Source organism: Kiritimatiellia bacterium (assembly GCA_028715905.1).
Classification (GTDB): Bacteria; Verrucomicrobiota; Kiritimatiellia; order JAAZAB01; family JAAZAB01; genus JAQUQV01.
On sequence record JAQUQV010000005.1, the window covers coordinates 15,705 to 32,094 of the forward strand.

16 protein-coding genes and 1 other RNA gene are annotated in these 16,390 nt (G+C 55.7%); 2 read left to right on the forward strand and 15 right to left on the reverse strand.

Going from position 1 to position 16,390, the window contains the following annotated elements; genetic code table 11:
- Nucleotides 1-2 precede the first annotated feature (2 nt).
- The 15 genes from PHP98_02190 to PHP98_02260 form a co-directional block, all read right to left on the reverse strand.
- Nucleotides 3-227, reverse strand: coding sequence for a hypothetical protein (locus PHP98_02190; GenBank protein ID MDD5482453.1), 225 nt, complete (start codon nt 225-227; stop codon nt 3-5).
- Entirely contained in the window at nt 211-828 is a 618-nt protein-coding gene (locus PHP98_02195; GenBank protein MDD5482454.1) for a zeta toxin family protein, read from the reverse strand. Before PHP98_02195 ends, PHP98_02190 begins: the two co-directional genes overlap by 17 nt.
- Nucleotides 825-1,298, reverse strand: a complete 474-nt coding sequence (locus PHP98_02200) for a type II toxin-antitoxin system VapC family toxin (protein ID MDD5482455.1) — start codon at nt 1,296-1,298, stop codon at nt 825-827. The genes PHP98_02195 and PHP98_02200 overlap by 4 nt, the downstream gene beginning before the upstream one ends.
- Complete coding sequence (locus tag PHP98_02205; protein MDD5482456.1) at nt 1,295-1,513, reverse strand: Arc family DNA-binding protein; 219 nt, start codon at nt 1,511-1,513, stop codon at nt 1,295-1,297. Before PHP98_02205 ends, PHP98_02200 begins: the two co-directional genes overlap by 4 nt.
- A gap of 158 nt (nt 1,514-1,671) precedes the next feature.
- Complete coding sequence (locus PHP98_02210; GenBank protein ID MDD5482457.1) at nt 1,672-5,136, reverse strand: helicase-related protein; 3,465 nt, start codon at nt 5,134-5,136, stop codon at nt 1,672-1,674.
- A gap of 18 nt (nt 5,137-5,154) precedes the next feature.
- Nucleotides 5,155-6,294 carry a dTDP-4-amino-4,6-dideoxygalactose transaminase gene (gene rffA, locus PHP98_02215; GenBank protein ID MDD5482458.1) on the reverse strand — a complete coding sequence of 380 codons (1,140 nt, stop codon included), beginning with the start codon at nt 6,292-6,294 and terminating at the stop codon, nt 5,155-5,157.
- 78 nt (nt 6,295-6,372) lie between these two features.
- Nucleotides 6,373-7,320 (reverse strand): class I SAM-dependent methyltransferase, encoded by a 948-nt coding sequence (locus tag PHP98_02220; protein MDD5482459.1) that lies wholly within the window; start codon nt 7,318-7,320, stop codon nt 6,373-6,375.
- A gap of 11 nt (nt 7,321-7,331) precedes the next feature.
- Nucleotides 7,332-8,126, reverse strand: coding sequence for a hypothetical protein (locus PHP98_02225; protein MDD5482460.1), 795 nt, complete (start codon nt 8,124-8,126; stop codon nt 7,332-7,334).
- A gap of 72 nt (nt 8,127-8,198) precedes the next feature.
- Nucleotides 8,199-9,173: a glycosyltransferase family 2 protein gene (locus PHP98_02230; protein MDD5482461.1), complete on the reverse strand. Its 975-nt coding sequence runs from the start codon at nt 9,171-9,173 to the stop codon at nt 8,199-8,201.
- A 127-nt stretch (nt 9,174-9,300) separates the two neighbouring features.
- The gene (locus PHP98_02235) at nt 9,301-11,325 is read right to left on the reverse strand and encodes a PA14 domain-containing protein (protein MDD5482462.1); all 2,025 of its coding nucleotides are present in this window, start codon (nt 11,323-11,325) and stop codon (nt 9,301-9,303) included.
- Between the two features lie 38 nt (nt 11,326-11,363).
- A complete protein-coding gene (locus PHP98_02240) occupies nt 11,364-12,161 on the reverse strand; it encodes a thiazole synthase (GenBank protein ID MDD5482463.1) in 798 nt (265 codons plus the stop codon).
- 105 nt (nt 12,162-12,266) lie between these two features.
- A complete protein-coding gene (locus tag PHP98_02245; GenBank protein ID MDD5482464.1) occupies nt 12,267-13,289 on the reverse strand; it encodes a dihydropteroate synthase in 1,023 nt (340 codons plus the stop codon).
- 37 nt (nt 13,290-13,326) lie between these two features.
- Nucleotides 13,327-14,742: a radical SAM protein gene (locus tag PHP98_02250; protein MDD5482465.1), complete on the reverse strand. Its 1,416-nt coding sequence runs from the start codon at nt 14,740-14,742 to the stop codon at nt 13,327-13,329.
- A gap of 118 nt (nt 14,743-14,860) precedes the next feature.
- Nucleotides 14,861-15,215: a transfer-messenger RNA gene (ssrA, locus tag PHP98_02255) on the reverse strand.
- A 61-nt stretch (nt 15,216-15,276) separates the two neighbouring features.
- A complete protein-coding gene (locus PHP98_02260; protein ID MDD5482466.1) occupies nt 15,277-15,699 on the reverse strand; it encodes a hypothetical protein in 423 nt (140 codons plus the stop codon).
- A 321-nt stretch (nt 15,700-16,020) separates the two neighbouring features.
- Here PHP98_02260 and PHP98_02265 point away from each other — a divergent pair, with 321 nt between their 5' ends.
- Nucleotides 16,021-16,185, forward strand: a complete 165-nt coding sequence (locus PHP98_02265; protein ID MDD5482467.1) for a hypothetical protein — start codon at nt 16,021-16,023, stop codon at nt 16,183-16,185.
- A 14-nt stretch (nt 16,186-16,199) separates the two neighbouring features.
- A complete protein-coding gene (locus tag PHP98_02270; GenBank protein MDD5482468.1) occupies nt 16,200-16,373 on the forward strand; it encodes a hypothetical protein in 174 nt (57 codons plus the stop codon).
- The last annotated feature ends 17 nt before the right edge of the window (nt 16,374-16,390 follow it).

The following is a 16,390-nucleotide window of genomic DNA, read 5'->3' on the forward strand; positions in this document are numbered from 1 at the left end:
AATCAGGTTTGCTTTCGTTTTGTGTCGTAAACTGCCCGGCTTTCCCGAACGGCGGACACCGCTTTGTCCGGATCCATCAAGACGGCTTTACCATTATACCAGACCGCCAATGGTTTCCTGGCTTTTTTATGTTCAGCCACGACTTCCGCCACGGCGGCTTTAAGGGCTTTCTCGCCCTCCAAGGCTATGGCGGGAATGTCTGAATTTCTGTTATTTTTTGTTTTCATATTGCGCATCGCATTCGATAGTTAAAATGGTTTGAAACAAATCTTGTCTTATAATGGTCGTTTTAGATCCAATGATCGTGGCAACCAGGCGCGGGTTTGCCGTTGAGTTGTCATAGATCACAATCATGTCGCACAGTCCGCGATAGAGATTAAAGAGATTGTGAAAGCCCCGTTTGAACCGGCGGCCGACGGTTTCAGCCGGAATGTTGTGCCCGCCTTTCCTTACACGATCGGCAATGCGTTTAAGGGCCAGGTCCAGCGAGGGCAACCACAAGAAAAAAAGATGTATCCGGTAACCGGCATCCCTCAATTCGGCCAGCAGGTTTATATAACTCCGGCCGGATAGCGTCGTCTCGAACGCGAAGTCCGTTTTCCGGGACGTCAACTCGCGTATGCGGGCAAGAAATATGCGCCCAGCCTCAACCGCGACAGACCTGGGGTTCAACGGCGACACGCCGGCGGCAATCAGGTCGGCGTTGATGAAATTCACCTCGGCAATGCGCGGCAGAAACTTCATCGCAAAGGTGGTCTTTCCCGCGCCGTTCGGACCGGCGATGATATAAACGACGGGCTTTCTATTTTTTTTGTCTTTGCTCGTCATCCTTTTACCTTGCGCTTTCGGGAACCGTAGGCCGTTTTTGGTTCCCGAACGACATTGCCTTCGGAAGCCTGTTCAAGGAAATCTTCCAACGATATGGCAATATCGGCACATGACTTCTGTAGCGGAACATCCTCGGTGACGCAGCGGACACCAAGGTATCCGGCAAGGGAGACATACTGGGCGTCATATACCGTTATACCACGCTTGAGCGCATCTCTCAGAACCATATCCGGCGGCGGCGCCACCTCGTTGAGCGAAAGCATGGTCATGGCCTGGCCGAGCAATTCCAGCGCCGTTTCAGCCGGCATCCCGCCGAAACGCACATATTTCCAGAGAATGCTTTGGAACTCTACGCGCCAAAACGGCGGGACAATCCATTCCGCATCCACCTTTTTTAAAGCATGCGTTTCCGGAGTGCGCTTGCCGTCAATTAAGTGAAATGACAGCACGTTCACGTCCATAACAATCATGCCCGTCCCTCACGTTTGGCTGCGTTGATGAATTCATTCGTCAATGGAAATTTGCCTTTATATGCCTTAAAGTCAGGGACAGGCCTCACTCGATGCAAGGCCTGTTCCAGAATAAAGATGGCTTCTTGTGTCATGGAACGATGGTGCTGGACAGCATCATCTTTCAGGCGTTTATGAATTTCAGCCGGCAAATCTTTGATAACCAAGGCAGGCATAAGTTCCTCCGCTTCCTTTTTGCTAGCATAATACTAGTTGCGGAAAATATTGTCAACGCCTTTCCGCCGGTTCGGACGGCTCGCCCTGCCAGTTTTCGCCATATTCCGGATGGGTGGGGCGAACCGTCCCGGTGAGCCGCGAGTGTGACTCAGCCATGTCAGTGATTGCCATCCCGCGCCTCGCGTATTGTCCGCACAATCCATTGAGGATCAACGGGCTTCTTGCCTTTGACGGGCGGCGGAATGTCCGAATCATTTTTCAATCCCAGTGAGCAGATGATTTTCGGTTCCCGGCTCTCGCCTGCCTCCTGAACGATGCAGAGCCGGTCTTCCTCATGGAGCGCAACGACCAGTTCGGCCAGCGCCTCATTGCCGATTCCGCTCTTGAGCTGCCGGTTAAGGGTGTCGGTCGCGGTTTGCCGGAGCGGGTGGCGGTAAATCTGTTCCACGGCTTTCCTGAGCGCCGTGGTATCAAACAGTTCGCCCTTGATATCTTCAACATAATGTTTCAAACGCTCATAAGCGCGGAAGCGCGCGCCGGTCGGACGGCCAAGCTGGCCGCCGACGGTCCGTTCCTCTTCCACAATCAGTTTTACGCCTTTTTCAACCAGATCGTGATGGTTTGATTGTTTTGGAAGCGCCGGCGTATTGGGGTTGCACTCCGCAGCTTGGAGAATGGCATATTGCGACTCGGTGACGCTGTTGCCATCCTTGTCAAGCCAGGCCAGGGCGTCGTTGCCTTCGGCGGTTTTCAGATAGACAAGAACGCCTTCGGGTTTATCCGGCGATGCTTCCCACGGCCGGGTGGAATAAACGACCGGCGGCAGTTCGGAAACAATTTTTTCAAGTTCGGGATTCTTGTCCACGGCGTTCTTCCATATCTGATAGGCATAAGACGAAAGGTCAACTTCATTGTCGGCCTCGCCGTCCAAAATGCCGGCTTTCTCGTTGTAAAGATTGAGAATGGTCTGTTCGTCCATCTGATCCTCAAAGAAGGATTCATCGGCCCCCACCACCTCGGCATTCTCCCGGAGGCGCTGGCGGACGCGGGATCGGAGTTGGATGATCTTTTCAACGCCTTCAGCGGGCAGAAATGAATAGCAGAGAATACTATCCGCTTTCTGGCCGATCCGGTCCACGCGGCCGGCGCGCTGAATCAGGCGGATAATTGCCCAGGGGAGGTCGTAGTTGACGACGATGTGGGCGTCCTGAAGGTTTTGGCCTTCGCTTAAAACGTCGGTTGCAATGAGCACCCTTAGCTCATCAGACGGCGACACCCGGGCGCGTTTGTCATTGCTGACCGGGCTGAAGCGCCATGCCAGCAGTGTCGGGTCTGAGGAATTGCCGGTTGCGCTTGCCACGACCGGAATATTCATGGCGCGCAAACGCTCCTCAAGATAAACAGCCGTATCAGCAAACTGGGTGAAAATCAGGACCTTGTCAGCGGGGTGTTTTTTCTGAAGCATCTGCGCCAGGGCGATCAGTTTGGCGTCCCCGGAAGGGTCCCAGTCTCCGGCGTTCCTTAATATTTTCATGAGGTTTTTGGCGTCGCTCAGGAGATCTTTCGGCAGATCAGCGCCAAAAAGGCCGGCGCGGAGCCATTTAAACCGGCGTTCGCAATGTTTCCGGTAGAAATCGTAAATCTCCCCTGCGCGCGCCTTGAACTCATCTGATGTTCGCAGCCGGTTGTTCCGGCCGGAGTCGTTCTCTTCCTTTTCGTCGTCAAAATTGATGCTGGCATTGGGATCATCGGCGTCTTCATCGGAAAAACGGCTATCAAGCATCTCAATGTCCTGGGCGCCGATCGGAACAGGCAGGTTGTTTTCAATTGCATGGAGATAGACATAATTGCGGAGGATATGCCGTTCCAGGGATTGCAGGAAAACATATCCGCCGCTTTCCAATCGCTTGAACAGGCCGGTCCGGCAGAATCCCTTGAGGCGTTTACCGCCCCGCGAAAGATCGGCAATCTGTTTCGCTTCCTGCGGCGTCGGCGGGCTATGCGGGATAGGCGCGATATAATTGCCGAGGCCGTAGCGCGGCAACTCAAGCCGGTTGATGATTTTGACAACGTCTTCCGAATAGAGGCGGCCATATTGATCGTCCGGGTTGTTCCCGTTCGTGGCGAATTTCAGCGTTTTGGGAATCCGGGTTGGAAAATAGGAGCGGTTTCCATCCGCGAATACCAGATATTTCTGTTTTCTCATCGGGTCCCGTTCCGCGTAGTTTTCCTGAATGAAGCTCCGCGTGCGCCGCACCAGATAAAGGCGCATCAATTCCCGCCAGTCGTCCGGATATTCGCTTTTCTCAAAGGCGGCCAGGGAACGCGCGGGACACTGGTGCCTGCGGATAAACTCCGTTTCGCCGATGTCTTTCAGGAGGCGTTCCGGCCTTATGCCGATATCCTCCTCCTCGGAAACAAAAAGGCGAAGCTGATTGGCCAGATCAAGATATGTCTTGTTGTAAGGCGTGGCGGTGAGAAGAATAACTTTGCTTTCGTTTTCCTTCAGATAGTTTTGAATGGCTTTGTATCTTTTGCCTTCCCGATTGCGCAGATTGTGGCTTTCGTCAATAATCACCAGACGATAGCGTTTGGTATCCGGCAACTCAGCGACTGCCTGGCTTAAAGACATGACCCGAGCCCGCAGTCCGTATTGATGGCGGTAGTCTTCCCACATTCTGACCAGGTTTTTGGGGCAAATTACGAGGGTTTCAAGGCCGTGGTCTTCCTCGAAAATCCTTGCCAGGACGGTCGCCATCAGCGTTTTTCCCAGCCCGACCACGTCGCCTATGAGCACTCCGCCGCGTTTATTCAAATGATGCGCCGCGATTTTGACGGCGGCCTTTTGAAACTCAAAGAGCATGTCTCCGAATTCTTTGGGAATTTTGAATTCAGCCAGACCGGCGCGCGCTTCCTGGGCGAGAGAATAGGCGATTTTGAGGTAGATGTGATAGGGCGGAATTGTTTTCTCCCGCGCCCAACTGGTTTCAATGATTTCAATTAATTCACGGGAAATATCCAGGCACCATTGATCGTTCCATCTCTCATTGAACCAGTCCGCCAGTTTCGCGCATGCGTCATGGTCCAATACGTCAATATTCAATTCGCCCTGCCTTGATAGGCCGGCGAGAGTCAGATTACTGCTGCCCAGATAACCGACGGCGGGATTAACCGGGTCGGAACGGAACAGAAGGTAAAGCTTTGCGTGAAGGGGATATTGCAAGAACAGTTTCACGATCACCTTCTTCGCTTTTATCTGCCGCGCCAGGCGGCGCAGCCCTTCCTCATCTTCATTGGTCGGCGCGCCTATGCAGAGTTGGTTGCGGAATTCCTCGGCAAGTCTTTTCTTAAGCCGGATGGCAGTGGCGTTGTCAATCCGGACGGCGCCGCCTGTCAGACCGAGACAGGAACGGAGTTCATCCTCAGGGAACGTTTGCATGCCGATAAGCAGGCGGCAGCAGTTGCCATCGCCCCCGGACCATTTTTCAATGCAGGCATCAAGCTGTTTCCATCCCCTGAGATTTAAATAACCCACACAAAAGTCGGCGCGGCTGCAGAGCCGCATGGTTTCCTGCAATGCCGGGAGCAGGCTCTGTTCTATATTGTCAAATATCCTTGGCATTTTGCGAGTTGGAAAAACTTATCCGTTTTTGAATCCGATAATTGTCTCAATCACCTTGTCCTGATCGGCGCGGCTTAAACCCGTGTAAAACGGCAGGCGCAGGATGCGGCCGCTGATCTGCTCCGTAACCGGGCAATCGCCGGTTTTTCCGCCGAATTTCCGGCCCATGGGCGAGAGGTGCAGGGGCAGATAATGGAAGACGGCCAGGATTGATTTGGCCTTGAGGCGGTCAATCAAAGCCTGGCGGGCGCGCCCGGAAGGCATGATGATGTAAAACATGTGGTAAGGCTGGCGGCAATGCGGCGGAACAACGGGCAGGCGGACGTTTGCGCCGGAAGCCCATTCCTTCAGGCTGGCGTAATAATAATCCCATATTTTCTGCCGTGCTTTCCGGATTTTGGCGCGCGCCTCCAACTGCGCCCAGAGACAGGCCGCGAGGATTTCGGAGGGCAGATAACTTGAACCGATGTCGGTCCAGGTGTATTTATCCGCCAGTCCGCGGAAAACCCGGCTGCGGTTTGTCCCCTTTTCCCTGATTATTTCAGCCCGTTCGATGTATTTTTCGTCGTTGACCAGGAGCGCGCCCCCCTCGCCGCAGGTGATGTTTTTTGTCTCGTGAAAACTCTGCGCGGCCAGGCATCCGAAACTGCCGAGCGGCTTGTTTTGATAGTATCCGAAGAGACCATGGGCGTTATCCTCCACCAGGGCCAGGTTGTGTTTTCCGGCGATGCGCGCGATAACTTCCATTTCACAGCCGACGCCGGCGTAATGGACGACGCAGACGGCGCGGGTTTTCGGGGAAATTAAACGCTCAATCTTGCGCTCGTCAATGTTGAGCGTATCCGGCCGGATGTCGGCGAAAACCGGTTTTGCGCCGCGGAGCACAAAGGCGTTGGCGGTGGAAACAAAAGTGAAGCTCGGCAGGATGACTTCGTCGCCCGGTCGGACGTTCAGCAGCATGGCGGCCATTTCAAGGGCATGGGTGCAGGAGGTTGTCAGGAAGGACCTTTTGACTCCCAGCCGGCGCTCAAGGAGGGCGTTGCATTTGCGGGTGAATTTTCCGTCGCCGGAAATATGGCCGGCCGCAAAAGCCGCGGCGATATATTTCTGCTCGTTGCCGGCGAAACAAGGGCGGTTGAAGGGAATGCGATATTTCATAAAGCCATGCCTTTCCTGCGGTCGCGGGATGAATATACCAGACGGCGCCGGATATCAAAAACAAAAATATATCCGCTTTCAATCCCGGCCGGCGCGGCGGATCCAGACTTCCCATCCGCCCACCAGCGGCCAGAGTCCGCCCATGATGCGCCGGGGCTGTTTCAGGCACCAAGCCATGATTGTCCGGGCGGGGTAATCCCGCAGGCTGGTTTCAATAATGGAAGGCTGGGAACGGACGAGCGCATGGGTGGCTTCCAGCCCCAGGATTGCAAGGCACCGGCGCCAGAAGGCCGGCCCCAGGTCGTGCAGGTGCGCCGGAAAACCGAACGGGATGCGGAGCCCTAAAATGCCGGCCGGGGCGATCAGCGGAACCATATAGGGCGTGCGGGCGTAGAGCCAGCCGCCGGGCTCCAGCGCCGCGAGCAAAGTTTTCATGACCGGCCGCGGATGCGGGATGTGTTCAAAGACGGCGCTGGCAATTATGCCGTGATAGAGCCGGCCGGCAAAATCTTCGGGCCGGGCGCAGGCCCGGATGCTTATTTCCGCCTGCGGAGAAGGCGCCGGGGGGGTGCCGCTCAAGTCAAAACAATCCACCTCGGCTTTTCTGCCCGCCGCGCGTTCCAGCAGACAACGGGCGGTTTCCAGCGCGATGCGGCCGTCTCCGCCGCCGTAATCCAGCAGGCGAATGGTGTCTTGCGGCTTGCCCGGCGCGGCTCCGGATGCGATATGAACGGCAAAACGGCGGATATCGCGGAACGCGACGCGGGGCGCATTCTGGAACTCGTTGTAATATGAGGCATAATATGTCTGCAGGTAAGCGGCGGACGGCAGGCGGGAAGCCGAAACCGCCCTGCAACGGGAACATTTAACAAGGATTACCACCGGATTTTCCTGGAGCACAATCGGTTTGCGCGCCGGTTTCCCGGAGACCGGCGCTCCGCACAATGGACATTGCGCCGAGGGAGGCATCAGGTGTTCCTCGGCCAGGTACCGGACCGGATTCAGGGAGGATTGGACTGTGGCCATGGGTGTCTCTCTTATGCCGGCCGGTACCAGTGGTACGTCATGCGGGCGTTTTCCAGCATGTAGCCGAGCCGCAGGAGCAGTTTTAAAATGTTCATGTTGTTGATGGAGGCCACGGTTTCCACGGTCTTGAACCCGAGCGTCTTGCACTCGGCCAGCATGAACTGGTAGGTGGCGACGCCGATGCCGGAATTCTGCGAATCGCGCACCACGGCCCCGAGGCTCATCTCCAGCGCCGCGGACGAAAGGGCGCGGCCGTGGATGAAGGTCATGATCCGTCCGTTGCGCTCGTCCTGCATCAGATAAACCAATTCGCCGGCCCGGAAGCCGCGCTCCACCCAGCGCGCATAACGTTCGTCGGCCGGGCCGGGGGGCAGGTTGGAGTCAAGGTGAAACCGGTCGGCCGCGAAGGCATGGCGGGCGATATCCACCACGAAGGGCAGGTCGGCTTCCTCCGCCCGGCGGAACACCATGTTGGCAACCGCGGCGCGGCGCATGACCGGCGTGAACCGGCGGAAAGGCATTTTGAACGAGAGGGTCGTTTCCACCGGGTAAAAACCGGCGTTTGTCAAAACCCGGCCGAGCGCAACATCCTGCGGGGAAAGGCGGGCGAACGCCAGGCAGGGGCCGCCGGGCGGCAGGGCCGCCAGCCATGTCCGCAAATGGTTTTGAATTTTTTCCGGCGGCGTTTCGCCGCAGAGCAGTTCATAAAACGGAAAACCGAACAACTCGCTGTCCCAGGGAATACGGGCGTAAAGCAAAGCGCCGTCCGGCGGCGGAAAATGCTCTTGTTTAAGTTCAAAGCGCATAAAAAAGAATAGGCGCAGAGCGGCATAGACACAAAGGCGCAAAGTTGTTGGATATTCCGAGTTCTATGTTTTTCATTCTTGCCGTGTGTCTATGTGTTTGCTGTCTTTTTTGCTTTCTTCTCCGGTCGTTTCCCGGACAACATAGGTCGGCCGGTCCATGATGCGGAAGTGCATGCGGGCCAGGTACTCGCCGAAAATACCCAGGGCGAAGAGCTGGGCGCCTGAAAATATGGCGATGATGGAGGCCAGGAACGGAAACCCCGGAAAACTGTACCCGTGAATCAAATAGCGCCCGACCACGTAAACAAGCACGCCCGCGCCGAAAACGGTCAGAAAAAAACCGATCAAGCTTACCAGGCGCAGGGGAATCGCCGAAAACCCGGTCAGGATGTTAAAGACGTGGATGACCAGTTTTCCCCATGAATATCCCGACTGTCCGTCCGCGCGCGCGTCGTGCCGCACGACCACCGAGCCGAACCGCCCGCCGCCCCAGGCCAGCAGGGCATCCACCGAGACAAACGGTCCCTGGAAGCGCGCAAAGGCGCCGCGCAGCGGCGCGCGGAAGGCCCGGAAAGCGCCGCCGTCCGCGGCGTTGGATATTCCCATAACCCGCCGGAAAATCCATTTTGAAATTCGGGAGGAAAGATTGCGCGCGATGCCGTGCTTCATTTTTTCCGGCACGCCGTAGACCGCGTCGTAACCCTCGGAAAGTTTGGCGAGCAGTTTCGGGATTTCTTCCGGCGGGTTCTGCAAATCGGCGTCCATCGTGATGATAATGTCCTTTGCGGCGGCGCGGATGCCGCAGAGCAGGGCGTTGTGCTGGCCGAAATTGCGCGTCAGGTTGATTCCGCGGACAAAGGAATATTCTTTTGCCAGATCGCAAATCATCTCCCAAGAGCGGTCGGGGCTGCCGTCGTTGATCAAAATCACCTCGTAATCATCCGTCCGGGCGGCGAAGACGGCCGCCAGTCTTTTCAGCAAAGGCAAAAGAGTGGTTTCCGAGCGATAAACCGGAATTAAAATTGAAACGGAATTGTTTTTTTTCATGATGCGCAACTATTGCCGGTCATTGGCGGCGCGCTTTTTCCGGCCGCGCCCGCGTTGGTCATGCCGGCCGTTGATCCATTGCCCGCCCGCATAAGCATACTTTATGCCGCGCGCGCGGCAAGCAAAATCATTCGCGCTTGCGCAGGTAAGGCGCGGATAGAACGGTGTTCGGCGGAACCGGGCCGCCGCACCACTTGACGCGCAAGGCCGCCTCGTCATCCCGGTTGTAGTGTTCCACGGCTATGCGGTGGTCGCCGGCGGAAAGATGCGTCTTGGCCCCGGCGCCGCTGGCGCCCCAGCTCTGGTCGCGCCAGTTGTCAATGATTTTCCGGCCGTCAATGATCAGGCGCAAACCATCGTCACTCTGGCTGAAAAAGAAATATTCGCCCGTTTCCGGCACCCTTAAAATCCCCTCCCATATGGCCGAAAAATTTTCGCTCGGAACGCGCAGGTCCGGCGGTTTTGTCCCGTAATCGCGGCAGACGGCCTGTTCCGTCCGGCTGATGATTTTCTCCTCAAAATTTATACCGCGGAAATAAGTTACTGTCAGGCCGTATGGCGACTGGAAAATATACAGCTGGCCGGCGGCAAAAGCCAGAGCCGCGGCGGCCAGGACAACGCCGGTTTGTATTAAAAACAGCCTGAAATCTTTCCAGCGCAGGGATAAAACGCGTTTTTCCAGGGCGCCCAGCGATTGGTAAAAGCGGATGCCGGCCAAAACCGCCAGCAGGGCCAGGGCGGCGAGCAAAAGCCTGCGGCCCTGCGGCAGGAGTTCTGCGGCAAACACGGATAACGGTCCCGGCTTATTGTTTTTGGCAACACAGGAAGGCAGGATGGCGCGGATATGGGGATTGCGCAGGACGACGGCCAGCGCCTGCGGGTCGTGGTAGGGGATGTCGCAGAATGGTTTGTTTTCCAGATCGGCGATGTTGTTTGACCGCAGGAATGCCCCCACATTTTTTTCGCTCCGGAAGAGATGGTTTTTGAATTTGGCTGCCTCGGCAAAGTGATGCCGGTAGGGTATTTTCCACAAGCCGCAGGCCGCGTTGCCAAGCCAGACCAGGAAAATTACGGCCAGGCATCTGGACAGGAACGGCATCCATGACCGCCGGCGCGCAAGGAGCAATAATGCCAGGAAATTAACCGGCAGGGACAAGCATGAAAAAACCGCAGGATATGCCGCCAATGTGCCGCGGGCCAGGAAGGCCCGGTCGGCGTCCTGAAAAACAACCCATAACCCGAAGCAGATGATAAATTCAGCTGAACGGCGCTCCTCAATGCGGCCGGAAATATACAGGCCAAACAACAGTAAAGACGGCAGCCAGACAAGGATCGTTTTCCAGGGCTGGTCGGTATTCGGCCAGGCAAGATTGTTGAAAAATTCCGCGGTTTGCGCGCGCATATCGTCCGGTTTGAAAGGCAGGTGGCCCTGGATTTTCAGCATGAGCCAAATACCCGCGGCAACCACCGCCAGCATTACGATCACAGCCATCAACCCTTCTGCCGGGCGGCCAGGGCGCTGAATGAGCCGCAGAATGAAAATTGTCAATACGGCCGCGGGGGCGTAAAGCCCCGGTTCCATGGCGGCGAGACCCAGCAGGGCGCAGAAAAGCCCGAAAAACCATTTTCCGGAAAAAAACCTGTTCTCAAGCAGCAGCCAGACGGCCGGCAGAGCTAAAAAGACCAGGAAATAATCGGTTGCAAAAGCCGGCCGAACGCATTGCCAGCAAAACGGCAGGGAAAAGATTAATGAATTGAACAGACATATCACCGCCAGATGTTTTTTCCCGAGCAGTTCCCATGCAAAAAAGCTTAAAAGAACGCCGCTGCCGGCCGCCAGCAATGCGTTCAAGACCATCTGCACGGAGGCATCCCATTGGCCGTTCAAAACAAGCAGGCCGAGCGACAAAGCACGGTTAAAGAATATGGAGCGCCCTTCGTGTGCCGCGAACAGGTCTTTCAGGGACAGGCTTTTTTCAAAAAAAGGAATATAAAGCCCCCATGCTTCCGTTTCCCATTGTTCCCACCAGGGCAAAGCCGATCCGTAGAGGTTTGACAGCCAGAGCTTGGCGATGAAAACAGTCAGGAAAACGGCGGCCAGCCAGAAGAAAACCATTGCTTTGCCGCCGGTTGTTGTTGCGCCGGAATTCATAAGAGGTCGTTGCGGTAAAATAGAAGCGCCGCGGTGTTTCAATTGTTTTTTGACAGAAATGAAGTAAGCGGGCTGGTCGGCGCGGCCAGACCGTTCTGCGGCATCAGGCCCGCCAGGCACGCGGCGCGGCCGGCTTCCACCGCGCGGGCAAAGGCGGCCGCCATGGCGGCGGGATCGCCGGCCGCGGCAATGGCGCTGTTGACCAGCACGGCGGCGCAGCCCATTTCCATGGCCGCGGCCGCCTCGGAGGGCGACCGCAGGCCGGCGTCAATAATAACCGGCACCCGGCTTTCGCGGATAATCAGTTTGAGCAGTTCCGCCGCGGCGATGCCGCGTCCGCTGCCGATGGCGGAGCCCAAGGGCATAACGGACACACAACCGGCATCCTCCAGCCGTTTTGCCAGCACCGGGTCGGCGCCCATGTAAGGCATTACCAGGAACCCCTCCGCCGCGAGAATCCTGGCGGCCTCAAGCGTTTCAATTGGGTCGGGCATCAGGTGCATGGGATTCGGGTGAATTTCAACCTTGATGAACCTGCTCCCGCTCAGCTCGCGGGCGATATGCGCGGCTTTTACCGCCTCCCGGGCGTCGCGCGCGCCGGAAGTGTTCGGCATGATGGTCAGGTTTTTCATTTTGCGCAGGGGGGCGAGCAGGTCATCGGCGGGCATTTTGGGATTGATGCGGCGCAGGGCGACGGTAACCAGCCGCGCGCCGGAGATTCTGACGGCGGCGGCCATTGTTTTTGAATCGGAAAATTTACCGGTTCCCATTATAAGCCGGGAACTGAATTTATAGCCGCCGAGGACGAACGGGTCGCTGGTGTGTTTATTTTTCATGTCGGCCGTGCCTAAATTACTTCTTCTGCGTGGTCGTATGCTGATGGCCGCGTTTTTTCGCGGCCAACCGGGCGGCCGGCGGTTCTGCGCCGGGAAAGCGCCGTTTTACGTAATGCGTTTTTCGCGGTGCGCGGCGATAAAATTCATGCCGAACTCATCCTCGCCGTTCAGAAGCGCTTTGGCAAGCTGAAATGACTCGCCGGCCGGGTCAAGTTTCTTGAGAATATCGGCGTTAATCTGGAGGGGGTCAACGATGCCGCCGTCGCCGCCGGCTTCAACCGCGAGCCGGGCGAAAACCTGGTTGATCAATTTGCGGCAGGGCATGCCGAAGGAAACGTTGCTCAAGCCCCCTGTAATGTGAATGGCGGGATCGTATTTTTTGCGGGCGGCCGCGATTGTGTCCAGAAACATTTTGCCGTTCAAAGGATTGGTGGAAATGGTGTAAACCAGCGGATCCAGGTGCATGGCCGGATAACCGACTCCGGCCGCGAGAAGCTTCGGGATAAGTTTGTCAAAGTTTGCCATGCGTTCTTCCGCCGTGCCGGGCAGTCCTTTTTCGCCCGCGGCGGAGGCGACGACCGCGGCTTTGTATTCGGCAATCGGCTCCAGAAGCGCCAAGCGCTCCAGCGAAACGGAATTAACCACCGGCCGGCCGCGTTGCGGGTCGCAGGCTTTCAGACCGACGCGCAGAATCTCCACGTTGGAAGAATCAATGCTGAGCGGCAGGGAAGAGGCTTTCTGCACCGTGTCCGCCGTCCATTGCATGGCGCGGACGCGTTCTTCCAGGTCAAGGCTGTATTCATCCACGTTGACGTCAAGATAGGTTGCGCCCGCTTTTTCCTGTTTCAGGGCCATGGCGCGCAGATAGTCAAGTCCGGCTTCGCGGTCGGCGCCCTTGCCTTCCATGCCCTGGCGGATGGCCGCGGCGCAATGCTTGACTTTGCCGTTTTCCCATTCGCCGCCGGCCAGGATAATTTCCGGGAGCGGCATAAATTTCTTTTGGCCGGCTTCGTTATAAATGACCGCCGGCCGTCCGTCCGGGTCCGGGCCGATGAAATTGCCGTCCCGTTTTAAAACACGGGTGCAGTGAATGTTTTCCCCGATGATGATGAATTGCTTGATTTGCATGTTTGTATCCTTTTTTTTTAAGCCTGAAACAGGCGGGCTAATGCTTCTTCGGCCTGGTTATTTTTTTTATCTCCCTTTTTGCGGCGTCCAGCATGATCCCGGGGAGCGCCATGAAAACGCGCCGCCACTCCGCATTTGAGATAATATGCAGCCGATGCATTTTTCGGAACATCCGGACGACCTGCGCCGGGGTATAGAACCTGGTTCTTATCCGGTTGCGGATGCGTTTTAAGTCCTTGATGGTGTGTTTGTCCGAATAAACGGAGCCGTGCGTGGCGGTGTAGTGATAACCGGGGGTGCTCTCAATTACTTCTTTCAGCGGCGAATATTTGTCAACGCGCAGCTTCTGGAAACTGATTGAATCAAGCTTTAATTCCTGCGCGAACCGGGCGATGTAGACCATTTCTTCTTCCGTCTCGCCGATATTGCCGTAAATGAAATAACCGTGGATGAAGAAGTTATATTTGTTTAAAACTTTAAAGGCCGCCCTGATCTGTTCCTGGTTAAAGCCCTTGTTGAAGTTTTTTAAAACCTTGTCATGGGGCGATTCAATGCCGATAAGGAAAATTTTGAACCCGGCCTTTTCCGCTTTTTCCAGCAGTTCTTCATCCCGGGCGATTTCTATTCTGGTCTGCACGATGAACGACTTCCGGATTCCGCCGGCCGCGATTTGATCGCACAGCAGTTTGCTTCTGACGGGATTCGTGAAGAAGTTGTCGTCGCTGAACATGATGACGTCGGCCGTAATTCCCTTGATTTCCTCCATCACCGACTCAAGCGGTCTTTCAACATATTTCCTTTTCTGTCCGAGGGGATTCAGGCTAAAGGTGCAGAAGCGGCAGTTGAAAGGGCATCCCCTGGAAGCGAGCACCGTGTCAAAGGTCAGGTTTGTTATCGGAACGCCGTTCTGTATCCAGCGATAAGGATGTCTCCGCAGTGACCTGTCCGGGAAAGGGATGTGCAGGACGTCGGGCAAGGGGCGGTTCGTGTTATGAACAATCTTTCCATTCTCCCGATAAGAGAGTCCCGCGATATCCGGCAGGAGCCGGCCGCCGACAATTTCCCTGATGGTTTCTTCCCCTTCGCCGCGCACGATGATGTCAATATTTGGGCACCGTTCAAAAAGCGATTCAACCTCCGCCGTCGCTTTGTTTCCTCCGACGACGGTGGTTACTTCGTCCGGCAATTTGGAGATAAAGTCGCAAACGGCGTTAAATTGTGAGTTCCAGGTAATACTGATGCATAAAAGATCAATTTCCTTTTTAATGAAAGCCGACAATGTTTCCGGGTCCTGATAGTCCGGTTCGTATCTTAAATCAAGAAGGGTGATTTTGCCGACCAGGTCCTTCATGTTGGTGGCAATGTATTCCAGGCCGGTGGGGGGGAATATTCCCATCGTAGCGGTTGAATCCCTGGGATAAGGGTTCAGGGCAAGCGCATGTTGATATTTCATTTTTTTAGGAAACGAACGTTTATTGTTCAATAACTCTTATATGATGATACCGGCGTTTTTTGATGGACGCAATGTCAAACCTGAATATTGCACGAAATTCGTGCAATATTCGGGTCAAACATGGAGGCGGGGGGATTTGAACCCCCGTCCGCACAAGCATCGCACCGGCTTCTACGCGCGTGTTCTGTCTTTGAAAGTTCGCGGAAGCGCTGGCCGGCAGACAGGCTTCGCTTCAACTAGCGTCCGCGTGAATTTCATTCCGCCGCCCGGTCGCTCAACGGTGGAACTAACCCGCAATCGTCGCCTTGTCCGTTCCGCGGGTGGTCAACGGCAAGACGTCGTGGCTTTATTAAGCCGCGAGAGCTAATTCTGTATTAGCGTTTATCTTGATTTCCCGGGTGTTTAACGAGGCCGACCGGGGTCCTCGGCGCGCGACCGATGTTTCAACTTCCGCGTCGAAACCTGTCGCCCCCTTTTTAAAACGGAAACCGGCGGCCGGCGGCGTCCGCCGCCGGCCGGAGCTATACCTTCCGGCTATTTTTTTTCTTTCTCAATGGACTTCATCAATTCCTTGGTGCATTCCGGACAAAGGCCGTGCGTAAAATTGAGGAGGGAACGCTCGCCGATATATTCTTCCAGCTTTTGCCATACCTCCTGGTTTACCCGCACGCGGTGGCAGTTTGAGCAGACGGAAATCATGGATTTCAGCACGCGCCGCTGCTGAAGATACGTGTTGCCGACCGCGATGATTGCCGCCAGCAAAACGAGGGCGGTAAGCAGGCAGGCCCTGAAAATACTGAAGCCTTGCGGCGGCTCGCTGAAAAAAATGGCAACGCCGTCCCGCAATTCATTGATCCATACCAAAAGGATAAGGATCAGAAAAGTCATTAACTGCCAAAAGGCGATATAGGCGAAAGGATCCCGCGGCAGTCTGACCGACTCGTTTTTGTTGCTCATTTTTTTGCTCCTGCGTTGCCCAGTAATTGCGTCCACCGGCTTGTTTTAACCCTTTATAATACAACCTGTGCCCGTTGTCAATAACCGATCCGGGACCCCGCAAACAATGCCGCCGTTGCGGCTATTGCCGGAAGGTTTTAAAGAGGGTCATGTTGAAAGTGGACTGAGCGCGGAAATCTTATCGCGTTCCGGTTCTCGTTCAACAGAGCGCCGGCGGCTGGTTGGTCGCCGCCAGCGGATTCAGCGAAACAACCGTGCCTGTTCCCGGAGGAGGTTTCACCAAGATGAAATTGGCGTCCAAGGAAACCTCCCTTGCTTCAGTTGAAGGCCGAACGCGTCCAGGATATTCAGGCGTTGCAAGCCGATACAAATGCATTGCGCGCAGAGCGCCGGAACATTGCTCGCAAGGTGAAAATCAAATCGCTACCGGAGAATGAGCGCCCCAGACAACTGGCGCCGTTGGGAAAAATGAAGCGCGGGCTCTGATCCGGGAACTCTTCGTGTCATCTGCCGACATCATTCCGAACAACAAGGACGACACGCTCGCCATTAAAATTCATCGCATGGCTTGCCCCGCTCACGACAGGGCGATAGCCGCGCTCCTGGCGGAATTAACTCAAAGCAATTTCCGCCACCCGGAAACAAATGCGCGGATGATTTATGAACTGGTCTAAATCGCCAAAATGTGCGA

Bases quoted from the DNA above. Each gene is read 5' to 3' on its own strand.
- PHP98_02190 (MDD5482453.1), bottom strand. From the start codon at position 227: ATGAAAACAAAAAATAACAGAAATTCAGACATTCCCGCCATAGCCTTG.
- PHP98_02195 (MDD5482454.1), bottom strand. From the start codon at position 828: ATGACGAGCAAAGACAAAAAAAATAGAAAGCCCGTCGTTTATATCATC.
- PHP98_02200 (MDD5482455.1), bottom strand. From the start codon at position 1,298: ATGATTGTTATGGACGTGAACGTGCTGTCATTTCACTTAATTGACGGC.
- PHP98_02205 (MDD5482456.1), bottom strand. From the start codon at position 1,513: ATGCCTGCCTTGGTTATCAAAGATTTGCCGGCTGAAATTCATAAACGC.
- PHP98_02210 (MDD5482457.1), bottom strand. From the start codon at position 5,136: ATGCCAAGGATATTTGACAATATAGAACAGAGCCTGCTCCCGGCATTG.
- rffA (MDD5482458.1), bottom strand. From the start codon at position 6,294: ATGAAATATCGCATTCCCTTCAACCGCCCTTGTTTCGCCGGCAACGAG.
- PHP98_02220 (MDD5482459.1), bottom strand. From the start codon at position 7,320: ATGGCCACAGTCCAATCCTCCCTGAATCCGGTCCGGTACCTGGCCGAG.
- PHP98_02225 (MDD5482460.1), bottom strand. From the start codon at position 8,126: ATGCGCTTTGAACTTAAACAAGAGCATTTTCCGCCGCCGGACGGCGCT.
- PHP98_02230 (MDD5482461.1), bottom strand. From the start codon at position 9,173: ATGAAAAAAAACAATTCCGTTTCAATTTTAATTCCGGTTTATCGCTCG.
- PHP98_02235 (MDD5482462.1), bottom strand. From the start codon at position 11,325: ATGAATTCCGGCGCAACAACAACCGGCGGCAAAGCAATGGTTTTCTTC.
- PHP98_02240 (MDD5482463.1), bottom strand. From the start codon at position 12,161: ATGAAAAATAAACACACCAGCGACCCGTTCGTCCTCGGCGGCTATAAA.
- PHP98_02245 (MDD5482464.1), bottom strand. From the start codon at position 13,289: ATGCAAATCAAGCAATTCATCATCATCGGGGAAAACATTCACTGCACC.
- PHP98_02250 (MDD5482465.1), bottom strand. From the start codon at position 14,742: ATGAAATATCAACATGCGCTTGCCCTGAACCCTTATCCCAGGGATTCA.
- PHP98_02260 (MDD5482466.1), bottom strand. From the start codon at position 15,699: ATGAGCAACAAAAACGAGTCGGTCAGACTGCCGCGGGATCCTTTCGCC.